Origin of the sequence: Streptomyces sp. NPDC057616 (assembly GCF_042800575.1) — a bacterium.
Taxonomy (GTDB): domain Bacteria; phylum Actinomycetota; class Actinomycetes; order Streptomycetales; family Streptomycetaceae; genus Streptomyces.
The window spans coordinates 1-21,829 of record NZ_JBHVGU010000052.1; the positions used below are offsets into that span (position 1 = coordinate 1).

Annotated in this window: 17 protein-coding genes and 1 pseudogene; 12 read left to right on the top strand and 6 right to left on the bottom strand. The window is 71.6% G+C overall.

The features are described from left to right. Positions 1-367 (top strand): annotated as a pseudogene (locus ACFU97_RS40955) (esterase-like activity of phytase family protein); the annotation flags it as partial. A 711-nt stretch (positions 368-1,078) separates the two neighbouring features. On the opposite strand, the gene xylA reads toward ACFU97_RS40955, so the two are convergent. After that, on the bottom strand, positions 1,079-2,245 hold the full coding sequence (gene xylA / locus ACFU97_RS40960; protein ID WP_384266973.1) for a xylose isomerase: 1,167 nt from the start codon (positions 2,243-2,245) through the stop codon (positions 1,079-1,081). 182 nt (positions 2,246-2,427) lie between these two features. Between xylA and xylB the strand changes: the two genes are divergently transcribed. The 9 genes from xylB to ACFU97_RS41005 all read left to right on the top strand — a co-directional run bounded on the left by xylB (position 2,428) and on the right by ACFU97_RS41005 (position 13,695). Then, positions 2,428-3,873, top strand: a complete 1,446-nt coding sequence (gene xylB / locus ACFU97_RS40965; RefSeq protein ID WP_384266976.1) for a xylulokinase — start codon at positions 2,428-2,430, stop codon at positions 3,871-3,873. A gap of 10 nt (positions 3,874-3,883) precedes the next feature. After that, positions 3,884-5,092 carry an ROK family protein gene (locus ACFU97_RS40970; RefSeq protein WP_384266978.1) on the top strand — a complete coding sequence of 403 codons (1,209 nt, stop codon included), beginning with the start codon at positions 3,884-3,886 and terminating at the stop codon, positions 5,090-5,092. 142 nt (positions 5,093-5,234) lie between these two features. Next, positions 5,235-5,777, top strand: coding sequence for an FABP family protein (locus ACFU97_RS40975; protein ID WP_384266980.1), 543 nt, complete (start codon positions 5,235-5,237; stop codon positions 5,775-5,777). Positions 5,778-5,969: 192 nt separating this feature from the next. Beyond that, a complete protein-coding gene (locus ACFU97_RS40980) occupies positions 5,970-7,454 on the top strand; it encodes an APC family permease (protein ID WP_384266982.1) in 1,485 nt (494 codons plus the stop codon). Then, positions 7,451-8,464: an acetamidase/formamidase family protein gene (locus ACFU97_RS40985; protein ID WP_384266985.1), complete on the top strand. Its 1,014-nt coding sequence runs from the start codon at positions 7,451-7,453 to the stop codon at positions 8,462-8,464. Before ACFU97_RS40980 ends, ACFU97_RS40985 begins: the two co-directional genes overlap by 4 nt. A 177-nt stretch (positions 8,465-8,641) precedes the next feature. Further along, complete coding sequence (locus ACFU97_RS40990; RefSeq protein WP_384266987.1) at positions 8,642-9,241, top strand: N-acetylmuramoyl-L-alanine amidase; 600 nt, start codon at positions 8,642-8,644, stop codon at positions 9,239-9,241. Positions 9,242-9,362: 121 nt separating this feature from the next. Continuing rightward, on the top strand, positions 9,363-10,658 hold the full coding sequence (locus ACFU97_RS40995; protein WP_384266989.1) for a GAF domain-containing protein: 1,296 nt from the start codon (positions 9,363-9,365) through the stop codon (positions 10,656-10,658). Positions 10,659-10,772: 114 nt separating this feature from the next. Beyond that, a complete protein-coding gene (locus tag ACFU97_RS41000) occupies positions 10,773-12,296 on the top strand; it encodes an aldehyde dehydrogenase family protein (RefSeq protein ID WP_384266991.1) in 1,524 nt (507 codons plus the stop codon). A gap of 178 nt (positions 12,297-12,474) precedes the next feature. Continuing rightward, positions 12,475-13,695 carry a metallophosphoesterase gene (locus ACFU97_RS41005; protein WP_384266993.1) on the top strand — a complete coding sequence of 407 codons (1,221 nt, stop codon included), beginning with the start codon at positions 12,475-12,477 and terminating at the stop codon, positions 13,693-13,695. A gap of 30 nt (positions 13,696-13,725) precedes the next feature. Here ACFU97_RS41005 and ACFU97_RS41010 read toward each other — a convergent pair whose 3' ends face one another. The 3 genes from ACFU97_RS41010 to ACFU97_RS41020 all read right to left on the bottom strand — a co-directional run bounded on the left by ACFU97_RS41010 (position 13,726) and on the right by ACFU97_RS41020 (position 17,277). Continuing rightward, the gene (locus ACFU97_RS41010; RefSeq protein WP_384266996.1) at positions 13,726-15,147 is read right to left on the bottom strand and encodes a DEAD/DEAH box helicase; all 1,422 of its coding nucleotides are present in this window, start codon (positions 15,145-15,147) and stop codon (positions 13,726-13,728) included. Between the two features lie 176 nt (positions 15,148-15,323). Continuing rightward, positions 15,324-15,989 (bottom strand): GntR family transcriptional regulator, encoded by a 666-nt coding sequence (locus ACFU97_RS41015; protein ID WP_384266998.1) that lies wholly within the window; start codon positions 15,987-15,989, stop codon positions 15,324-15,326. A gap of 55 nt (positions 15,990-16,044) precedes the next feature. Further along, entirely contained in the window at positions 16,045-17,277 is a 1,233-nt protein-coding gene (locus ACFU97_RS41020) for a CaiB/BaiF CoA transferase family protein (protein ID WP_384267000.1), read from the bottom strand. Between the two features lie 138 nt (positions 17,278-17,415). Here ACFU97_RS41020 and ACFU97_RS41025 point away from each other — a divergent pair, with 138 nt between their 5' ends. Then, positions 17,416-18,588, top strand: coding sequence for an acyl-CoA dehydrogenase family protein (locus tag ACFU97_RS41025; protein ID WP_384267003.1), 1,173 nt, complete (start codon positions 17,416-17,418; stop codon positions 18,586-18,588). A 204-nt stretch (positions 18,589-18,792) separates the two neighbouring features. Here the strand turns inward: ACFU97_RS41025 and ACFU97_RS41030 are convergent, their stop codons facing one another. Next, positions 18,793-20,238: a hypothetical protein gene (locus tag ACFU97_RS41030; RefSeq protein WP_384267005.1), complete on the bottom strand. Its 1,446-nt coding sequence runs from the start codon at positions 20,236-20,238 to the stop codon at positions 18,793-18,795. A 328-nt stretch (positions 20,239-20,566) separates the two neighbouring features. Beyond that, a complete protein-coding gene (locus tag ACFU97_RS41035; RefSeq protein WP_384267007.1) occupies positions 20,567-21,094 on the bottom strand; it encodes a GNAT family N-acetyltransferase in 528 nt (175 codons plus the stop codon). Positions 21,095-21,120: 26 nt separating this feature from the next. Between ACFU97_RS41035 and ACFU97_RS41040 the strand changes: the two genes are divergently transcribed. After that, positions 21,121-21,648: a CGNR zinc finger domain-containing protein gene (locus ACFU97_RS41040; protein WP_384267010.1), complete on the top strand. Its 528-nt coding sequence runs from the start codon at positions 21,121-21,123 to the stop codon at positions 21,646-21,648. The last annotated feature ends 181 nt before the right edge of the window (positions 21,649-21,829 follow it).

Sequence of the window (21,829 nt, forward strand, 5' to 3'; positions counted from 1 at the left end):
GCTCGTGGAGGAGCGCACCGACAAGGCCGCCCGGCTGCAGCTGGTGCGGCTGGACCGGAAGTCGAACATCCTCGGTGGCGCGTACGACAGCGACACGACGTCCCCATCGCTGGAGCAGCTCGACGATCCCGCGGCCGCCGGGGTACCGGTCCTGCGCAAGCGGCTGGTCGTCGACCTGGGCAAGGTCGCGGGAGTGCCGGGGAAGGTCGAGGGCATCGCGCGCGTGGATCACGACACGCTCGCTCTCATGAACGACAACGACTTCGGCATGACGGACGGCGCAGGCGCCTTCGACGCACAGGGCCGGCTGGTCGACAGCGGCATCGAGACGACGCTGACCTACTTGCGGCTGCCACACGGCATCTGACGACCCCGCACCCAGCCGAAAGACACAACGGCACAACGGCACAACGGGTCGAGCGATCAGGGAAGTTGAACGTCCCCCAGGGACGGGATCAGCGATTCCAGATCGCTCGGGACCTCGCTGGGCAGCTTCGACGGGAGGTTGCTGGGCAGTTTGCTCGGCAGCTCGGTCGGAATGCTCAGCGAGGGCGAGGGTTTGGCGCTCGTACTGTTCCCCGCGGGCGACTTCTTGTCGGACGAGCCGTCGTTCCCGGAGTTCGACAACAGCATCACGAGGGCGACGGCCGCGAACCCCGCGAACAGGACCAGCAGGATATGAAGCCGGCTTCCTCGCCTCCTCGGAGGTTCCGGCGGCGGTTGCCAGCCTCCCAAGGTGGGCGGCTCACCTCCGCCCGGAGGCGGGCCGTAGCCCCCGCCCGCTCCATAGCCGGAGCCGGAACCGTAGTTGTCGGAGGGCGGTCCGAAGCCGCCGCCCGGAGGCGGCGAGTCACCCGGCGGCCCGGGCGGCGGAGGCGGTGGGGGCGGCATGGCCATACCGTCCAGAGTCGCCGCACATCGGGCAGCAGGCGACCCCCGTACGGAACTTGATACGGATCCATGCCATGGACCGCATGATTCCGGAGCATTCCGTACGGAGATCGCTCACGCACGCGCGCGTACCGCCACCAGGCCCGCGCACGCACTCACGCGTACACACACGCGTACGCGCGTGCCCTCAGCCGCGAGCGCCCAGCAGGTGGTCCATGGCCAGCTGGTCGAGGTGCTCGAAGGCCATCCCGCGCGCGGCGGCCGCCTCGACGTCGAACTCCTCGAAGGCGCCGCGGTCGGCGAGCAGGGCCTGCAGGCCGTCGGCGGCGGTCGGCTGGACGAGCTCGTCCAGACGCGAGGCGCGCAGGGCCTCCTGCACCTCCGGGTCCGCGCGGAAGGCGGCCGCGCGCTCCTTGAGGATCAGGTAGTTGCGCATGCAGCCCGCGGCCGACGCCCACACGCCGTCGAGGTCCTCGGTCCGCGGCGGCTTGAAGTCGAAGTGGCGCGGACCGGCGTAGCCGGCGCTCTCCAGGAGGTCGACCAGCCAGAACGCGGCCCGCAGGTCGCCGGCGCCGAAGCGCAGGTCCTGGTCGTACTTGATGCCGGACTGGCCGTTGAGGTCGATGTGGAAGAGCTTGCCCGCCCACAGTGCCTGCGCGATGCCGTGCGGGAAGTTCAGCCCGGCCATCTGCTCGTGGCCGACCTCGGGGTTGACGCCGTACATCTCCGGGCGCTCGAGGCGCTCGATGAAGGCGAGGGCGTGGCCGACGGTGGGCAGCAGGATGTCGCCGCGGGGCTCGTTCGGCTTGGGCTCGATGGCGAACTTCAGGTCGTAGCCCTGGGAGACGACGTACTCGCCGAGAAGGTCGAAGGCCTCCTTCATGCGGTCGAGGGCCGCGCGGACGTCCTTGGCGGCACCGGACTCGGCGCCCTCGCGCCCGCCCCAGGCGACGTAGGTCTCGGCACCCAGCTCGACCGCGAGGTCGATGTTGCGGATCGTCTTGCGCAGCGCGTACCGCCGCACGTCACGGTCGTTCGCGGTGAACGCGCCGTCCTTGAAGACGGGGTGCGTGAAGAGGTTGGTGGTGGCCATCGGCACGGTCATGCCGGTCGTGTCGAGAGCCTGACGGAAGCGCTTGATGTGCGACTCGCGCTCGGTGTCCGAGGACCCGAACGGGATCAGGTCGTCGTCGTGGAAGGTCACGCCGTGCGCGCCGAGCTCGCTCAGGCGCTGCACCGTCTCGACCGGGTCGAGGGCACGCCGCGTGGCGTCGCCGAACGGGTCCCTTCCCTGCCAGCCGACGGTCCACAGGCCGAAGGTGAACCTGTCTTCGGGGGTGGGCTGGTAGTTCATGCCGCGGCTCCTTGCTGCTTCGGTTTGCTTGCTCCGACTATTTCGTCATGGCGGTTTACAAATTAGTATGCGGACGCAGCTCTGGGAAGAGACAAGATGTCTTTGTCACCACAGAGCCCCTGTTTTCGTCCCGCAGAACCCCTGTCTTCATCCCGTAGAGCCGCGCAACAAGGGAGAGCACGATGTCAGCTGCCGAGGGTCCGCTCGTCGTCGGCGTGGACACGTCCACCCAGTCCACCAAGGCGCTCGTCGTCGACTCGGCCACCGGGCAGGTCGTCGCGAGCGGCCAGGCACCGCACACCGTCTCCGCCGGAGCCGGCCGCGAGAGCGACCCACGCCAGTGGTGGGACGCCCTGTGCGAGGCCCTGCACCAGTGCGGCGACGCGGCCCACGAGGCGGCCGCGGTGTCCATCGGCGGCCAGCAGCACGGCCTGGTCACGCTGGACGAGCGGGGCGAGCCGGTGCGCCCGGCGCTGCTGTGGAACGACGTGCGCTCGGCGCCGCAGGCCCGCCGCCTGGTCGAGGAGCTGGGCGGCCCCAAGGCGTGGGCGGAGCGCACCGGAAGCGTGCCCGGCCCGTCCTTCACGGTCACGAAGTGGGCCTGGCTCGCCGAGAACGAGCCGGAGGCCGCCCGCGCCGCCAAGGCCGTGCGCCTGCCCCACGACTACCTCACCGAGCGGCTGACCGGCCAGGGCACGACCGACCGCGGTGACGCCTCGGGCACCGGCTGGTGGGCCTCGGGGACGGAGTCCTACGACCACGAGACCCTCGCCCACGTGGGGCTCGACCCGGCGCTGCTCCCCCGTGTCGTGCGCCCCGGCGAGGTGGCCGGCACCGTCCGCGACAGCCACGACCTGCCCTTCTCCAAGGGCACCCTGGTCGCCCCAGGGACCGGCGACAACGCGGCCGCCGCGATGGGCCTCGGGCTGCGGCCCGGCACCCCCGTGCTCAGCCTCGGCACGTCCGGCACGGTCTACGCCGTCACCAAGCGCCGCCCCGCCGACCCGAGCGGCACGGTGGCGGGCTTCGCCGACGCCCGCGGCGACTGGCTGCCACTGGCCTGCACCCTGAACTGCACGCTCGCCGTCGACCGGGTGGCGGCGCTGCTGAACCTGGACCGCGAGGCCGTCGAGCGCACCACCGGCGTGACCTTGCTCCCCTACCTGGACGGGGAACGCACGCCCAACCTGCCGAACGCCTCCGGCCTGCTGCACGGCCTGCGCCACGACACCACCGGCGGCCAGCTCCTGCAGGCCGCCTACGACGGCGCCGTCCACTCCCTGCTCGGCGCGCTCGACCTGGTCCTCGACGAGGACGCGGACCTCTCGGTCCCGCTGCTGCTGATCGGCGGCGGCGCCCGCGGCACGGCCTGGCAGGAGACCGTGCGACGGCTGTCGGGCCGCCCGGTCCAGGTCCCGGAGGCCAAGGAACTGGTCGCGCTGGGCGCCGCAGCGCAGGCGGCGGGCCTGCTGACGGGCGAGGACCCGGCCTCGGTCGCCCGGCGCTGGAACACCGCCGCCGGGCCGGTGCTGGAGGCGGTGGAGCGGGACGAGGAGACGCTGGCGAGGATCGCCGGGGTACTCTCCGACGCGGCCCCGCTGCTGGAGCGGAGCACGGAGAGCCGTTGAGGACGGGGGCATGACCGCACCGCTGCACGAGGCCCACCCGGCCGGCCCGGGACGCGCCCTGCCCGACACCCAGCAGGGCATGCGCCGCCGCAATCTCGCCCGGGTGATGCACACCGTCAGCGCCGAGGGACCGCTCTCCCGGGCCGCCGTCGCCTCGCGCATCGGGCTGACCAGGGCGGCGGTGTCCACGCTCGTCGACGAACTCATCCGGTCCGGGCTGCTCGACGAGCTGGGCCCGGAACGGCCCGGCCGCGTGGGCCGTCCCGGCTCGGCGCTCGCCGTCAGCGGGCACGGCCCGGCCGGGATCGGCGCCGAGGTCGGCGTCGACCACCTCGCGGTGTGCGCGGTCGACCTGCGCGGACAGGTACGCGCGCGTGCCGTGCGGCACGGCGGGAACCGCGGCCGCGCACCCGAGCCGGTCCTCGAAGAGCTCACCGGCCTGGTGCACCAGGTCGTCGCCCAGGCACAGGGCGAGGGGCTGTGGTCCGCGGGGCTCGCGGTGGCGGTGCCGGGCCTGGTGGCGCGCGACGCCCGCACCGTCGTACGCGCCCCGAACCTCGAATGGCACGACACCGACATCGGCGCCCTGCTGCCCGGGGACATACCGCTCACCGTCGACAACGAGGCCAACTTCGGCGCCCTCGCCGAACTGTGGCTCGGCGAGAGCACCCCGCAGGACTTCCTGCACGTGTCGGCGGAGATCGGCATCGGCGCGGCGGTCGTCGTGGCCGGCGGGCTGCTGCGCGGAACGCGCGGCTTCGCGGGCGAGCTCGGGCATGTGCCTGTGCAGCCGGAGGGGCCCGCGTGCCCGTGCGGGGGACGCGGCTGCCTGGAGCAGTACGCCGGCGAGGAGGCAGTGCTGCGCGCCGCCGGGCTGGAACCGGGCGAGGACCGCGTCGGACTGCTCGCGGGCCGGGCCGCCGACGGCGACGAGGACGTACGCGGCGCGCTGCGCGACGCGGGCACGGCCCTCGGCATCGCGCTGACCGGAGCGGTCAACCTGCTGGACCCCGAGAGCGTCGTGCTCGGCGGCGCACTGGCCGGGCTCGCGCCCTGGCTACTGCCCTCGCTGGAGGCCGAGTTGGACCGGCGCACGGCGGGTCCGGCCTGTCCGGTGTCCGTGTCGCGGCTGGGCTCCGAAGGACCGCTGCTGGGTGCGGCGCACTCGGTGGTGCGGGCGGTGCTGGACGATCCCGCGGCGGTGGGCGCGCGCGCCTGACCTTGGGCGCGCCTAGGCTGTCGGCCGGCACCGTCCACCTTCGACCATCCGCCTCCGCCTCGACCTCCTGCTTCGCCTTCGCCCTTGCCTTTGCCTTTGCCTTTGCCTTTGCCCAGCCTCCCGCCGCTCAAGGAGCACCATCGTGTTCGACTCCGCCGCCGCACACCCCTACCCCGACAGCCACCGACCGGACACGGCGCCCGCACCCCATGACCTGCTCACGCCCGTGCTCGGTCTGCTGGGCACCTGGCAGGGCCGGGGCCAGGGCGAGTACCCGACCCTCGACGCGGACTTCACATACGGGCAGGAGGTCACCTTCAGCCATGACGGGCGCCCCTTCCTCCACTACGAGGCCCGGGCCTGGCTGCTCGGCGCCGACGGGGCGCCGTTGCGTCCGGCGGCCCGGGAGAGCGGCTGGTGGCGGCTGCAGCCCGAGGGCCGGGTGGAGGCGCTGATCACCCAGCCCACCGGCATCGCGGAGATCATGGTCGGGCAGGCGGCCGAGGACTCCATCGACCTGTCCACCCACGAGGTGGCCCTCGCCCCCACCGCCAAGCAGGTCGATGCCACGCGCCGCCGCTACACCCTGACCGACGGCGACACGCTCACGTTCGTGTTCGATCTCGCCGCGGTCGGCCAGGAGTTGCAGCACCATCTCGCGGCGAGTCTGCGGCGCGTGCGGTAGGCCGCACCGGCACGTGCTCGGCGCCGCCGTCACCCGGACAGGTGACGGGGTTATCCACATCGGCGCCTCCGTCCACCGAAGCACGCCGGGCTCTTCTGCCCAACTCGCAAGCGCCGTACCGTGAATCACGCGAGGCGCACCCGTCGAGACGGGCGACGCAGGGCAGGTCGACGTGAATTGAGGGGGATTCACATGGCGGGGGAAGCGGCGGTAGGTCTCAGGCGCGACGCGATCGGGTTGCGCGAGGTTCTGTTCCAGAGCATCACGGCCATGGCGCCGGCCGCCGCGGTCGCCGCGTCCATCCCGTCCGGTGCGGCCTTCGCCGGCGGAAGCCTGCCCCTGGCCGTGCTGATCGCGCTGGTGGCGTGCCTGTTCACCGCGTCCTGCGTGGCCGAGCTGGCGCGTGAGCTCCCGGCCGCCGGCTCGGTGTCCACCTATGCGGCACGCGGGCTGCACCCGACCGTCGGCTTCCTCGTCGGCTGGGGCTATGTGTTCGTGGAGGCGCTCGTGCCGCCGCTGCTGCTCCTGCAGCTCGGCTTCACCACGGCGGGCACACTGCACCAGGAGTGGTCCTCGTATCCGGCGGACCTGTGGTGGCCCTGGGCGCTCGCCGGTGCCGTGATCATCGCGACCGCCGGGTACTTCGGAGTGCGCGCCTCGGCGCGCTTCGGCACCGTCCTCGGCATCTTCGAGGTACTCGTCTTCCTCGTGTTCGCCGTCTGGCTCATCGCCAAGGCGGGCGGCGGCAACACCCTTACCGTGTTCGGCACTTCACACACGCCCCAGGGCTACGAGGGCATCAGCGGCGTCTTCGCCGGATCCGTCTACACGGTGCTGGCCTTCGCCGGCTTCGAGGCGGCCGCACCCCTCGCCGAGGAAACCCGCGAGCCGCGCCGCACGATGCATCGCGCGGTGCTCGGCGCGGCCCTCGGCATCGGCCTCTTCTACGTGATCACGACCTACGCGATGACGGTGTACTTCGGGCCGGACCGGTTCGCGAAGTTCGGGGCCTCCGGTGCCGCGTCCTGGGACGGCGTGGCCCGAGCGTCGTTCGGCCTGTTCTGGGTGCTGGTCTTCCTGGCCGTGGTGAACTCGACCATCGCCAACGCCAACGCCTGCTCCAACGTCTCCACCCGTACGGCCTTCGCCCTGGCCCGCATCCGCGTCCTTCCCCGCCCTTTCGCCACGCTCCACGCGAAGTACCGCTCCCCCGTCACCGGGATCGCCGCCCAGACGGCGGTGGCCCTCGGAGCCGTCCTGGGCCTGGGACTGGGCTACGACCCGGTGACCGCCTTCCTGCTCCTGGCCACGGTGATCGTCACGGTGGTGATCGGCGTCTACATCGTCGTGAACCTCGCCTGCGCCGGCTACTTCCTGCGCCACAGACGGGAGTTGTTCAACCCGGTACGGCATCTGCTGCTGCCCGTGCTCGGCATCGTCGCCTTCGTGCCCGCGCTGCTGACCGCCGCGGGACTCCCTGTCTTCGACTTCGTCACCGAGCTGACCGCTCCGGTGTCGTACGCCGGACCGATCGTCGGAGTGTGGATGATGGCCGGAGTCGTGGTGCTGCTCGTGCTGATGCGGCGCCATCCCGAGCGCATAGCCGACACCGCCCGCGTCCACCTCGAAGAGCCCGCACCCACCGATCCTGCGCAGAACGGAGCAGCGCAAGCATGAGCGACCCCCGCATCCTGACGGTCCGGCCCCAACCGGACGAGTACGCCTGGACGTTCGGCGGCGCACCACCCGTGGCGCGGATCGCGCCCGGCACGGTTCTCGACCTGTACACGGAGGACTGCTTCGCGGGGCGGGTGCGCTCCGAGAAGGACCTGGTGTCCGAGGTGTGCGAGTTCCCCTTCCTCAACCCGCAGACCGGGCCCTTCCACATCGAGGGCGCAGAGCCGGGCGACACCGTGGCCGTGCACTTCGTGTCGATCGAGCCGGCCCGCGACTGGGCCGCATCGACGACGGTCCCGCTGTTCGGCGCGCTCACCTCCACCCACACCACCGCCACCCTGCAGCCGCCGCTGCCGGAGACCGTGTGGATCTGGCAGCTCGACCGGGCCCGGCGCACGGCGCTGTTCAAGGCGCACGACAGCGACATCGAGGCCGAGCTGCCCATGGACCCGATGCACGGCACCGTAGGCGTCGCCCCCGCCAATCTCGAAGTCCGCTCCGCCCTGGTGCCCGACGCCCACGGCGGCAACATGGACACGCCCGAGATGCGGGCCGGCGTCACCTGCTACCTCGGGGTGAACGTGGAAGGCGCACTGCTCAGCCTCGGCGACGGGCACGCCCGCCAGGGCGAGGGCGAGACCTGCGGGGTCGCCGTCGAGTGCGCGATGAACACCGTGGTGATCGTGGAGCTGCTGAAGGGCGTCGCCACGCCGTGGCCGCGCATCGAGTCGGACACGCACCTCATCTCGACCGGTTCGGCACGCCCGCTGGAGGACGCGTTCCGGATCTCCCAGCTGGACCTCGTGCAGTGGCTGGCGCGTGACTACGGGTTCAGCGAGCTGGACGCGTACCAGTTCGCGACCCAGGCGGTCGAGTCACCGTTGGCCAACGTCTGCGACACCAACTACACGTGCGTGGCGAAGATCCGCAAGGAGTGGCTGCCCGCGCGCGAGACTCACCGCGGGATGCACACGCAACTGCGGGAGATCGCGGCCGCTCTGCGGGGCTGAGGCGCACCTCCGGCGGCTGGGCCGCACCCCACTGGGTCAGCCGCACCGACCTACCGGGTGAGTCGCCCCACCGGTTCACCGCCCCTACCGGGTGAGGCGTCCGGCCGGGGCAGTCACACCCACCGTGTGAGTCGCCCCGCGAGGCGATTCACATCCCCCACCGAAAGGCACGGCCTCATGGAACGGGCAAGACCGACCACCAGCAGACGGCGGTTCCTGAAGGGCGCAGCCCTCGCCGCCGTCCCGTACGCCTTACTCCCCGACACACAGGCCGGCGCGCAGGCGCAGGCCGTCGACTACCCGGGCGCCGAGTGGCAGCCGGCGAGCACGTCCAACTACACGGTCTCGAACCGCCCCACGTCCTATCCCATCGACTACGTGGTCATCCACGTCACCCAGGAGACCTATCCGGACGCCCTGTCCATCTTCCAGAACCCGGCCAAGCAGGTGTCCATCCACTACCTGGTGCGCTCCGTCGACGGGCACATCGCGCAGTGCGTGCGGGAGCACGACATCGCCTGGCACGCGGGCAACTGGGACTACAACACCCGCAGTATCGGCATCGAGCACGAGGGGTGGGTGGACCAGCCCGCCTACTTCACCGACGCCCTCTACGAGCAGTCGGCCAGGCTCACCGCGGCGCTGTGCACCAAGTACGGCCTGCCCAAGGACCGGGCGCACATCATCGGGCATTACGAGGTGCCCGGCACGGACCACACCGATCCCGGACCGAACTGGGACTGGACGCGATACATAAGACTCGTCAACTTCGCCTGACGTCGGCGGCACGGCCTTCCTTCGGGTTGATCGCGGTCGAAACGGTTGTCGGCGCGCGTACGCGGAGTGACGATGTCCCCAGCCGTTTCGCACCGGCCGTATCGCATCCGGGGAGGGTGAGTTGACCGATCAGTGGGTGGCCCTGGAGCCGGGGACCGACCCCGTCGAGCGCACGCGGATACTGCGTCGCGCGCACGAGACGTTCACCGAGGCCGGTACGGTGCCCCGGCCGGTGCGGTCGGTGGTGGCGGAGTCGTGGCGGCGTTCCGCGCGGGCCGGCGTGGGGCCCGACGGCACGGCGACCGTGGAGCTCCTCGACGGTGACCTGGGCAGTTACCGGGCGGAGCATCCGCTGGCGCGGGTGATGCCGTTGTTCCGGGAGCTGATGGGCACGTTCGCGGCGGACGGGGAGCATCTGCTCGCGGTGTGCGACGCGCACGGCAGGCTGCTGTGGGTCGAGGGCCACCCGACGACCCGGCGGCAGGCGGGGCGGATGAACTTCGTGCCGGGTGCCCGGTGGGCGGAGACGGCGATGGGGACCAACGCGCCGGGGACGGCGGTCGCCGTCGACCGGCCCGTGCAGGTGTTCGCCGCCGAGCACTTCATCCGGCGCGTCCAGCCGTGGACGTGTGCGGCGGCGCCGGTGCACGATCCGCGCACCGGGCGGGTGCTCGGCGCCGTGGACATCACCGGCGGGGACGGTCTCGCGCATCCGCACAGCCTGGGCTTCGTGCAGGCGGTCGCCCGGGCCGCCGAGTCCCATCTGGCGCTGCTCACCCCGGAGCGGCCCGCCCCCGACACGCCCGAACTGACCGTGCTCGGCCGGGACGAGGCGCAGTTGCTCAGCGGCGGGCGCAAGGTCAGACTCAGCCGGCGGCACAGCGAGATCCTGGTGCTGCTGGCCCGGCACCCGGAGGGGCTGACCGGCGACGAGCTGCTGTGCGCGCTGTACGAGGACGAGTCGGTGACGCCGGTGACGCTGCGCGCCGAACTGGCGCGGCTGCGCCGGGTGCTGGGCCCGGGGGTGCTTGAGTCGCGGCCCTACCGGCTGACGGTTCCCGTCGAGAGCGATGTCGCGGTGGTGGAGCGGCGGCTGGAGGCCGGGGCGGTCACGGCGGCGGCGACAGCGTACGCGGGACCGTTGCTGCCCGGTTCGCAGGCACCGGCGGTGGTGCGGCTCAGGCGCCGCCTCGCCGACGGCCTGCGTACGGCGCTGATCGCCCGTCGCGATCCCGATCTGCTGGCCGACTGGGCGCACGCGCCGTGGGGCGAGGACGACCTCGACGTCTGGCGGGCGCTCGCCGCCGTCCGGCCTACGGCTACGGTGCAGGCCCGACTGGCCTCGCTGGAAGGTGAGTTGGCGGCGCCGGTCGACTGGCCGGGAGCGGCAGGCCGCCGGGGTGCCGCATCGGCGTAGCACCGCACGAACGCGTCCCTGAGGGCACGGCAACGTGGTTGCAACGTCGCCGTCCCTAGCCTCCCGAGGGACGCTGCCCAACGGCGGGCAGCGCTGCGAAGGAGGCAAGGCAGCATGACCCGTTACGCGGCGCCCGGCACCGACGGCGCGATCGTCTCCTACCAGGCGCGCTACGACCACTTCATCGGCGGCGAGTACGTGCCTCCGCTGCGCGGGCAGTACTTCGAGAACCCGTCGCCGGTGAACGGGCAGCCGTTCACGGAGATAGCGCGCGGCACGGCGGAGGACGTGGAGCGGGCGCTCGACGCGGCGCACGCGGCCGCCCCCGGCTGGGGCCGCACGTCGGTGACCGAGCGTTCCGACATCCTGCTGAAGATCGCCGACCGGATGGAGGCGAACCTCGAACAGCTGGCGGTCGCCGAGAGCTGGGAGAACGGGAAGCCGGTGCGCGAGACGCTGGCCGCCGACATCCCGCTGGCCATCGACCACTTCCGCTACTTCGCGGGCGCGATCCGCGCGCAGGAGGGCTCGCTCGGCGAGGTCGACGACGACACGGTGGCGTACCACTTCCACGAGCCGCTCGGCGTGGTCGCGCAGATCATCCCGTGGAACTTCCCCATCCTGATGGCAACATGGAAGCTGGCTCCCGCGCTCGCCGCGGGCAACGCGGTCGTCATCAAGCCCGCCGAGCAGACCCCGGCCTCCATCCACTACTGGATGAGCCTGATCGCGGACCTGCTGCCGCCGGGCGTGGTGAACATCGTCAACGGCTTCGGTGCGGAGGCGGGCAAGCCGCTCGCGTCCAGCCCGCGGGTGGCGAAGGTGGCGTTCACGGGCGAGACCACGACGGGGCGGCTGATCATGCAGTACGCCTCCGAGAACATCAAGCCGGTCACCTTGGAGCTCGGCGGCAAGTCGCCCAACATCTTCTTCGACGACGTCTGGGCGCAGAACGACGACTTCCGCGACAAGGCCCTCGAGGGCTTCACCATGTTCGCGCTCAACCAGGGCGAGGTGTGCACGTGCCCGTCCCGGGCGCTCGTCCAGCGCGGCAACTACGCCGAGTTCATCGAGGCCGCCGTGGCCCGCACCGAACTGATCAAGCCGGGCCACCCGCTCGACACCGACACGATGATCGGCGCCCAGGCCTCCAACGACCAGCTGGAGAAGATCCTCTCCTACCTGGACATCGGCCGACAGGAGGGCGCCAAGGTCCTCACCGGTGGTGAACGCATCGAGCACGACGGCGAGTTGAAGGGCGGCTACTACGTCCAGCCGACCATATTCGAGGGCGACAACCGGATGCGCATCTTCCAGGAGGAGATCTTCGGCCCGGTCGTCTCCGTGACGTCCTTCGACGACTTCGACGACGCCATCAAGATCGCGAACGACACGCTGTACGGCCTCGGCGCCGGCGTGTGGACCCGCGACATCAACACCGCCTACCGCGCGGGCCGGGCCATCCAGGCGGGCCGCGTCTGGACGAACTGCTACCACGCCTATCCGGCCCACGCGGCCTTCGGCGGCTACAAGCAGTCCGGGATCGGGCGCGAGAACCACAAGATGATGCTGGAGCACTACCAGCAGACGAAGAACCTCCTGGTGTCGTACTCGCCGAAGAAGCTGGGCTTCTTCTAGAGCCTCAAGCGGGGTGCCCGGACGCTTCGTTGCGCTCCGGGCACCCCACAAGGCATGCCCCCGTGCGCGGCCCGCGCAGACCCCTTCCCCAAGGGGGCGCCCAGGAACGCCGGTCCGGCCGGTCCGAAGGCGACCGGATACAGTGCGCGAGACGGCAGCCTGGTCAGGGAGGCGAAGCGTGACCGACACCAGCGACACCCGGACCGCCGAGGGTGAGGCGCGAGCGCCGCGGCGGAGCCGACTGCACCGCCTGATGCGCTACATCCCCCGCATCGCCCCCTTCCTGCTCTGGGCCGTGCCCTGCGGCGTGCTCCTCTACGGCGGCCAGCACTGGCCGCTGCCCGTCACGCTGGCCGGCACCGCCGTGTTCCTCCTCGGCCTCATCGGTATGCCGTTCGCGATGGTGCGCGGCCACGGCCGGCGCCAGCAGGACGGGGCGGCGATCATTGGTGCCACCCTGCTCGGCAGCAGCTGGGTCCTGTTCACCTGGTCCGTTCTGCTCGGCGTCTTCCTGCGGCTCGCCCTGACCGTGGCGGGCGTGGGCCAGAGCCAGGACCGGGCCCGCATCGTGACCTGGGCCGTTCTCGGCGTGAGCGCCGTACTGCTCGCCTGGGGGTACGCCGAGGCCCGCCGCGTGCCACGCGTGCGCCGGCTCGACGTGCGGCTCCCGCGGCTCGGTGCAGGGCTCGACGGCACCCGCGTCGCCCTCATCACCGACACCCACTACGGCCCGCTCGATCGCGCCCGCTGGTCGGCACGGGTGTGCGAGAAGGTGAACACCCTCGAAGCCGACCTGGTCTGCCACACCGGCGACATCGCGGACGGCACCGCCGAACGCCGCCGCGCCCAGGCCCTCCCCCTCGCCACCGTGCGGGCCACCCGGGCCCGTGTCTACGTCACCGGCAACCACGAGTACTACAGCGAGGCCCAGGGCTGGGTCGACCTGATGGACGAGCTGGGCTGGGAGCCGTTGCGCAACAGCCATCTGCTGCTCGAACGCGGCGGCGACACTCTCGTGGTCGCCGGCGTGGACGACGTCACCGCCGAGTCCTCGGGCCTGGAAGGCCACCGCGCCCACCTCGCCGGAGCCCTGGACGGCGCCGACCCCGAGCTGCCCGTCCTGCTCCTGGCCCACCAGCCCAAGTTCGTCGACCGGGCCGCGGCCGGCGGCATCGACCTCCAGCTCTCCGGCCACACTCACGGCGGCCAGATCTGGCCCTTCCACCACCTGGTCCGCCTGGACCAGCCCGCCCTCGCGGGCCTCAGCCACCACGGCACCCGCACGCTTCTCTACACCAGCCGCGGCACCGGCTTCTGGGGCCCGCCGTTCCGCGTCTTCGCCCCCAGCGAGATCACCCTGCTCGTACTCCGCTCCCCGCACGTGCCCACCTCTGCGTAGCACTGCGCGGCCAGTCAGAGGACGCCGGCCTCAGCCGCCGCGCCGCACCCGGGCCGCCTTGCGGGCCTCCGCGAGTTTGCGGGCCTCGTTGCTCTTGCGGGACGACCTGCCGCCGGAGGCGCTCTTCGCGTCCTTCGTGCTGCCCAGGCCACGGAACGGGGCGTTGTGGTTCTTGGGGCGCGATGCCGCTGGCCCGCCGTCGAGAGGCACTCCGGAGGGGGCCTTGGCGCCGGTGATCCGGCTCAGCTCCGCCTCGCCGGACCGCACGCTGCTGACCTTGGGGACGACGCCGGCGTCCGCCATGACCTGGCTCGTCTCGCGGCGCTGTCCGGACAGGACGAGGGTCACGACGGTGCCGGAGCGGCCGGCCCGGGCCGTGCGGCCCGCGCGGTGCAGATAGTCCTTCGGGTCGGTGGCCGGGTCGACGTTGACCACGAGGTCGAGGTCGTCGACGTGCAGGCCGCGAGCGGCAACGTTCGTCGCGACCAGCGCGGTGACCTGCCCGTTCTTGAACTGGGCCAGCGTCCGGGTGCGCTGCGGCTGGGACTTCCCGCTGTGCAGGGCCGCGGCGGCCACGCCACTCGCCCGCAGATGCCGTGTGAGCTGGTCGACGCCGTGCTTGGTGTCCAGGAACAGCAGGACGCGGCCGTCCCGGGCGCCGATCTCCGTGGTCACCGCGTATCGGTCCGGACCGTGCACGACGAAGACGTGGTGCTCGATCGCCAAGACCGCGCTGGACGAGGGGTCCACGGAGTGAACGGCGGGCTCACGCAGATAGCGCCGTACCAGTTGGCCGACGTCGCGATCGAGGGTGGCGGAGAACAGCATCCGCTGCCCGTCGGGACGCACCTGGTCGAGGATCTCGGTGACCTGCGGCAGGAACCCCATGTCACACATCTGGTCGGCCTCGTCCAGGACCGTGATGCGCACCCGTCCCAGCCGGCAGGCCTTGCGCCCGATGAGGTCGTGCAGCCGACCGGGCGTGGCGACGACGATCTCGGCACCGTCCCGCAGCACGGCGGCCTGCCGTCCGATGGACACACCGCCCACCACGGTCGCGAGCCTCAGCCCCAACGCCTCGGCATGCGGGGTGAGCGCCGCACCGACCTGCTGCGCCAGTTCCCGGGTGGGCACCAGAACGAGCGCCAGCGGCTCCTTGGGCTGCGCACGCCGCCCGGCCGTCCGGGCGAGCATGCCCAGGCCGAAGGCGAGCGTCTTGCCGGATCCGGTGCGGCCCCGTCCCAGGACGTCCCGTCCCGCGAGCGCGTCCGGCAGTGTCGCCGCCTGGATGGGGAAGGGCACGGTCACGCCCTGCTCGTCGAGCACCCGCAGAATCTCCGCCCGCAGCCCCAGCTGGGCGAAGGACACCGCCGTGGACGGCGTCGAGGTGCTGCCCGGCGCCTCGGGCACATCGTCCTGCTGCCGGGCATCGACGCGTACTGATTCGCTCACCAAGAGCCTTCCTGCGAGGGGACCGTACCGAGGAGGGCGCGGCGGGGAAGCGGCCACCGGCCAGAGGCACCGAACGGGGCACCGACACAGCGACGCTGCAAACGCGCAACGCTAGCACGCCATCGGCGTAGCCCTCCTCGTCTCCGTGCCGGTGCGCGAGGAGACCAGGTCTCGGATCACCCTCGGTCGAGTACGTCCTGCAGGCTGGTGACGGCGTGCGCGCGGTGCTGGTCCAGCCGGCGGATCGCACTCTCGGCGTCGCCCTCGCGCAGGGCGGCGATGACGGCACGGTGCTCGTGGACGACGCGTTCCCGGTTGGGGGTCTCCGCGTAGTAGAGGGACCGGTAGGCGTCGGTGGAGTCCCACAGGGTGCCGATAAGCCGGATGAGCCGGGGCATGCCCGAGGCCTCGAAGAGGGCGAAGTGGAAGCGGCGGTTGGCGGCCGTCATGGCCGTGACGTCACCGGCCGCGTCGGCCCGCTCGACCTCGGCCTGGGCCTCCTCCAGCGCGTCGAGGAGGCCCGCCTGGGTCCGGGCGGCCGCCTGGCGGACGGCCTCCTCCTCCAGCAGCTCCCGGATGCGGTAGATCTCACGCAGGTCGGTGAGGGACAGCTCGGTGACGAAGTAGCCCCGGTGCACCTTGTGCTCGACCAGCCCCTCGCCCTCCAGCGTCTTCAGCGCCTCGCGGAGCGGGACCCGGCTGACGTCCAGCCGCGCGGCCAGCGCGTCCTGCCGGATCGGGGCGCCCGGCTTCAGCTCCCCGCTGGTGATGGCGCTCCGCAGTTCCACCAGCACGAACTGCTGAGCGGTCGGCGGCCTCCGCCGCTGCACAGCGCCATTCATCGCCCGACACCTCTCCGTCGTTCACCGGCCGTATCCCGGCCGGCGTCCCATCTTCTTACACGGCCGCCTCGTCGGGCCCTGACCGCCCCTCCCGTGCGGTCAGCCCGAGCTCGGCCAGCAGCGCGCCGGTGTCCTCGCCGAGCCGCGGCGGAGCGGAGCGGTACGTCGCGGGTGTGGCGCCGAGCCGGACGGGGTTCGCCACCTGCTCGACCGGGCCGCCGCGACGCGGGTCGTCGACCCGGACCCGGGCGTCCAGGCCGAGCCGCTCCGCCAGCTCGAACGCCGCCGCGAGGTCGTTGATGGGCCCGCAGGGCACACCGGCCCCGGTCAACTCGTCGAACCACTCGTCCGCGGTGCGCCCGGCGAGCGGTCCGGCCAGTTCGTCGAGCAGTTCCTGCCGGTGGGCGACCCGCGCCGCGTTGGTCGCGAACCGCGGGTCGTCCGCCAGGGGAGCCCGGCCGAGCCGTTCGCACAGCGTCCGAAACTGGCGGTCGTTGCCCACGGCCAGGACGAGCGGCCGGTCCTTCGCCTCGAGCACCTCGTACGGGGCGATGCTCGGATGCCGGTTGCCCATCGCCCGCGGCACCACTCCGGCCCCCACGTACGCCGCCGCCTGGTTGGTCAGGGCCGACAGCAGCGAGGTGAGCAGGGAGACCTCCACGAGCTGGCCCCTGCCGCTGCGCTCGCGCTCCCGCAGGGCGGCCAGGACGCCCATGCCCGCGTGCAGGCCGGTGATGACGTCGACCAGCGCCACGCCGGCCTTCGTCCCCCGACCGCCCGGCTCCCCGGTCACGCTCATCAGCCCGCCCATGGCCTGCACCAGCAGGTCGTAGCCGGGCAGCTGGGCGCCCTCGGCGCTGCCGAAGCCGGTCACCGAGCAGTAGACCAGCCCGGGGTTGAGCGCACGCATCTCCTCGTAGCCGAGGCCCAGGCGCTCCATCGTGCCCGGCCGGAAGTTCTCCACCAGCACGTCGGCGCGGGCCACGATTGCCCGGGCCGCCTCCTTGTCCCGCTCGTCGGTCAGGTCGAGGGCGACGGAGCGCTTGTTGCGGTTGACCCCCAGGAAGTAGGTGGTCTCGCCGTCCGCGAAGGGAGGGCCCCAGGCGCGGGTCTCGTCACCGGTCCCGGGCCGTTCGATCTTGATGATGTCGGCGCCGAGGTCGGCGAGCAGCATCGTCATGTACGGCGCGGCGAGCACCCGTCCGAAGTCGGCGACCACGATCCCGGACAGCGCCTCCTCCCGCGGCTGCTCGGCGGCTTCCCGCGGGACCGGCCGGCTTGAGCGCATGCGGCTCTCTCCCTTCCTCGGCATCCGCTGCGAACGTACGCACTCGCCTGCGGATAATCAATACTGGATCCAAAATCCGATCTGAGGTTGACTGGCGGCCGTGGGAGCCGCCCGCACCTGTCCCCCGGAGGCCGGAACATGAACACCTCTCCCGTCCATCCCTTCGACCTCGTCGCCGTCGACGGACTGCTGAGCGACGAGGAGCGTGAGATCCAGCGGACCGTACGGGCCCTGGGCGAACGGGAGTTGCGCCCTCACATCGCCCAGTGGTTCCAGGAGGGCATCCCCGCCCGCGAGCTGGCCCGGCTGCTCGGCGGCATCGGCGTCCTCGGCATGCACCTCGACGGCTACGGCTGCGCCGGCACCAACGCCGTCTCCTACGGCCTGGCCTGCCTGGAACTGGAGGCTGTCGACTCCGGGCTGCGCAGCCTGGTCTCGGTGCAGGGATCACTGGCCATGTACGCGATCCGGCAGTACGGCTCCGAGGAGCACAAGCAGGAGTGGCTGCCCGGCATGGCGGCGGGCGAGAAGATCGGCTGCTTCGGCCTCACCGAGCCGGACGCGGGCTCCGACCCGGGCGCCATGCGCACCCGCGCCAAGCGCGACGGCTCCGACTGGGTGCTGAGCGGCACCAAGATGTGGATCACCAACGGCTCGGTCGCGGACGTCGCGGTGGTCTGGGCCCGTACCGACGACGGCGTCCGCGGCTTCGTCGTGCCGACCGACACACCCGGCTTCTCCGCCCCCGAGATCAAGCAGAAGCTCTCTCTGTGCGCCAGCGTCACCAGCGAACTCGTCCTCGAGGACGTCCGGCTGCCCGCCGACGCCATGCTCCCGAAGGCCCGGGGCCTGTCCGGCCCGCTCGGCTGCCTCAACGAGGCCCGCTTCGGCATCGTCTTCGGCGCCCTCGGCGCCGCCCGCGACTGCCTGGAGACCGCCCTCTCCTACGTCGCCGACCGCACCGTCTTCGGCCGCTCCCTCGCCTCCTACCAGCTCACCCAGCAGAAGCTGACCGACATGGCCCTCGAACTCGACAAGGGCATGCTGCTCGCCCTGCGCCTCGGCCGCCTCAAGGACGAGGGTCGCATCACCCCCGAGCAGGTCAGCGTCGGCAAACTCAACAACGTCCGCGAGGCCATCGAGATCGCCCGCCAGTGCCGCACGCTCCTCGGCGCCAACGGCATCACCCTCGAATACCCGGTGCTCCGCCACGCCAACAACCTCGAATCGGTCCTCACCTACGAGGGCACCAGCGAGGTCCACTCCCTCGTCATCGGCAAGGCCCTCACCGGCGAGGCGGCGTTTCGCTGAACCACGCCCGCACCGGCCGTGACGCCGTGCTGGAGGCGGTGGCAGAGGACGAACGAGCGGACGCACGAGGGCGCCTGACAGAGCAAGTGCCTGTCAGGCGCCCTTCGTGAGACCGCCCGGCGCCGCGGTGCCGGTGTCTCCGATGCCGACGGGTGCGGCAAGGCGGTCACCTCGCTGCGGCCTCCTGCGAAAGGAGCCGCGGTGCTACCACGAGGACTTCGACGGAGCCGAGGGGTAGTTCGGCTTTGACGGCATGTCAGGCTTCGACGGGATGTCGGGCTTCGACGGGTAGTCGGGCCTCATGGGCTGCGACGGGTGGTCGGGCTTGGCCGGGTAGTCCGGCTTGGCCGGGTGCTCCGGGTAGGCGGGGTGCTCCGGCTTCGCCGGGTATGCGGGCCGCTCGGGCTGCGCGGGATACGCGGGCTTCTCCGGCTTTGCGGGATACGCGGGCTTCTCCGGCTTTGCGGGGTAAGCGGGCTTCTCCGGCTGCGACGGATAGGCCGGCCGCTCGGGCTGCGCCGGGTAAGCGGGCTTCTCCGGCTTCGCCGGATACGCCGGCATCGCGGGCTTCTCCGGATAGGCCGGCTTCTCCGGCTTGGCCGGATACGCGGGCATCTCCGGCTTCGCCGGGTAGGCGGGCCGCTCCGGCTTGGCCGGGTACGCCGGTTTCGCGGGGTAGGCGGGCTTCTCCGGGTACGCGGGCATGGCCGGCTTCGTCGGATACGCAGGCTTCTCCGGATAGGAAGGCATCGCCGGCTTTTCCGGGTACACCGGCTTGGCCGGGTAGGCGGGCATCTCAGGCTTCGTCGGATACGCGGGCTTGACCGGGTAAGCAGGCATCGCCGGCTTGACCGGGTAGGCCGGCATTTCCGGCTTGACCGGATACGCGGGCATCACAGGCTTCGAGGGGTACACCGGCTTCACCGGATACGCGGGCATCTGCGGCAGCACCGGGTAAACGGGCTTCGAAGGGAAGGCCGGCTTCACGGGGTGAGCGGGATACTCGGGCTTCACCGGATACGCGGGCATCACAGGCTTCGAGGGGTACATCGGCTTCACCGGATACGCGGGCATCTCCGGCTTCACCGGATAGACCGGGTACACCGGCTTCGACGGATACTCCGGCTTGACCGGATGGGCCGGATACTCGGGCTTCACCGGGTACACGGGCATCTCCGGCTTGACCGGATGGGCCGGGTATTCAGGCTTCACCGGGTGCGACGGGTATTCGGGCTTCACGGGGTGAGCCGGGTACTCCGGCTTCGAGGGGTGCTCCGGCTTGGCCGGGTAGGACGGGTGCTCCGGCTTGGCCGGATGCCCCGGCTTCTCCGGCTTGGTCCAGTGCCCCGGCTTTCCCTCATGTTCGGGCTTGCCCTCGTGCTCAGGCTTGCCTCCGTGTTCGGGCTTGCTCTCATGCGACGGCTTACCCTCATGCCCCGGCTTTTCGGGCTTCGAGTCGTGCCCCGGATTCTCCGGCTTCGCCTCGTGCGCCGGTGTCGCCTGCTGATCCTGGGGTACCGCCTCCGCGGGCTGCGATTGCGGACCCGTTCCGGACGACTGCCCCGGGTGCGGGGGCATCGGGGCGCTGTCGTCCTGGGCGAAGGCGAACAGCGGGCTCGTCAGTGGGGTGGTGGCGAGCGCGGCGACCATGGTGGCTGACGCCAGAACAGATCGCCATCTCGGCGATGTCGTCATTGATTCCACTCTCCTCGTCTTGGTTCGGAGCTTGGTGACAGCTGGTCAGTACCAAGAGCCGGACAGTGGAATAATCAGGAAATCGGAAGGGGGAATAACGCTACGGCGGCCATAAGCCACCGGATGGGGTAGCGCGGGAGGCCAGTTGGCCCGGCGCATGGCAAAATCTTGGGCCGGGATCAGGCAATTGAGCGCAGTCAACCACCACGCGCTCGTGTCGCCGAGAATGGCACCGGCGGCGTAATGAGAAGAAATAGCGAGACGGTTGGCGCGACGGTTCAGGTCACGGGCGCCAGTACAGTGCGGGGTCCGGGAGATCCGTGAAGCCCAGGTCGCGGTAGAGGGGCTCGCCCTCGACGGAGGCGTAGAGGTCGACGCGGGCCACCTCGCGCTCGCGGAACCAGTCGAGCAGACCCCGCATGATCGCCCGGCTGTGGCCGCGCCGCCGGTGCGCCGGGTCGGTGATCACGCCGATCACATGGCCGATGCGGCCGTTGCGCAGGTGCGGCCCGGGCAGCCGCTGCTCGATCGTGCCGATGCCACAGGCTGCGAGGCCGCGGTCACCGTCGCCGCGCTCACCGCCGTCGCGGTCCCCCGCCGCGTCCGCGACCAGGATGCGTACGTCCCCCGCCCGCAGTTGCTGCTTCAGCACCACGGCCAGGGTGTCCAGCCAACTGCCGTCGTCCGTCGCGGGATTGAAGAAGTCACCGCCGAGGTCGTCGAAGAGCAGGGTCCGCAGGCGCAGGAGCTCGACGAGGTCGTACTCGCCGGCCCGCCGTACGGCACTGGCGATTCCGGTGCGTGGTGACATGTCCACCAGCCTGCTGTAATGGTCTTATGCACCTCAACCCTTACGGCGAGGATGCCGTGAACCTCGCCGCCGACCTGGCCAACCGGCGCCCCGCCGACGCCGAGAACCTCGCGGACCGCTGCCGGGCCGCCGGGCTGGTGCTGGACCGCCCGGCCACCCCGGAGGACCTCGCCGACGCCCTGGAGGCGCTGGACGCGTGGGAGGAGGTCGTCGACGCGACCGACGAGCACGAGCGGGCCGGGCTGCTCAACGCGATGCTGGCGTCGGCCGCCGCCTACCCGCGGATGACCAACCACGCCGGAACCGGCTGGCACGTGCACTACCGCGACGAACGTCAGCCGCTCGGCAGGCTGCTGCTGTCGCTGATCTCCGTGGGCACCGCCCTGCACCTGACGGGGCGCGGCATGCACCGGCTGCGGCGCTGCGACGTAGCGGAGTGCACCGCGATCTTCGCCGACACCTCCCGTACCGGCCGTCGGCGCTACTGCTCCCAGCGCTGCGCCAACCGCGACGCGGTCCGCCGCCATCGCGCCGCCCGTACCGCCGCTTCCTGACCGCGAACCTCCCGGCGCACCCCAACCCTTGTCACGTCAGGAGCAACCGCCGTTCCACGAGACTCAACTCCCGCAAACAGAGCGGCGATCAACCAAATCCTCTCCCGTCCCGCTGCCATATTCGAAAGCAACTTCGGAGGTGGCTGTGACGCGTGAGGCGACTACATCTCGAACCACGAGG

Coding starts and splice junctions, on each gene's coding strand:
- ACFU97_RS41030 (WP_384267005.1), bottom strand. CDS start 20,238: ATGGTCGCCGCGCTCGCCACCACCCCACTGACGAGCCCGCTGTTCGCC.
- ACFU97_RS41040 (WP_384267010.1), top strand. CDS start 21,121: ATGCACCTCAACCCTTACGGCGAGGATGCCGTGAACCTCGCCGCCGAC.
- ACFU97_RS41035 (WP_384267007.1), bottom strand. CDS start 21,094: ATGTCACCACGCACCGGAATCGCCAGTGCCGTACGGCGGGCCGGCGAG.
- ACFU97_RS41020 (WP_384267000.1), bottom strand. CDS start 17,277: ATGCGCTCAAGCCGGCCGGTCCCGCGGGAAGCCGCCGAGCAGCCGCGG.
- ACFU97_RS40985 (WP_384266985.1), top strand. CDS start 7,451: ATGAGCGACCCCCGCATCCTGACGGTCCGGCCCCAACCGGACGAGTAC.
- ACFU97_RS41000 (WP_384266991.1), top strand. CDS start 10,773: ATGACCCGTTACGCGGCGCCCGGCACCGACGGCGCGATCGTCTCCTAC.
- ACFU97_RS41015 (WP_384266998.1), bottom strand. CDS start 15,989: ATGAATGGCGCTGTGCAGCGGCGGAGGCCGCCGACCGCTCAGCAGTTC.
- xylB (WP_384266976.1), top strand. CDS start 2,428: ATGTCAGCTGCCGAGGGTCCGCTCGTCGTCGGCGTGGACACGTCCACC.
- ACFU97_RS40970 (WP_384266978.1), top strand. CDS start 3,884: ATGACCGCACCGCTGCACGAGGCCCACCCGGCCGGCCCGGGACGCGCC.
- xylA (WP_384266973.1), bottom strand. CDS start 2,245: ATGAACTACCAGCCCACCCCCGAAGACAGGTTCACCTTCGGCCTGTGG.
- ACFU97_RS41025 (WP_384267003.1), top strand. CDS start 17,416: ATGAACACCTCTCCCGTCCATCCCTTCGACCTCGTCGCCGTCGACGGA.
- ACFU97_RS40990 (WP_384266987.1), top strand. CDS start 8,642: ATGGAACGGGCAAGACCGACCACCAGCAGACGGCGGTTCCTGAAGGGC.
- ACFU97_RS40980 (WP_384266982.1), top strand. CDS start 5,970: ATGGCGGGGGAAGCGGCGGTAGGTCTCAGGCGCGACGCGATCGGGTTG.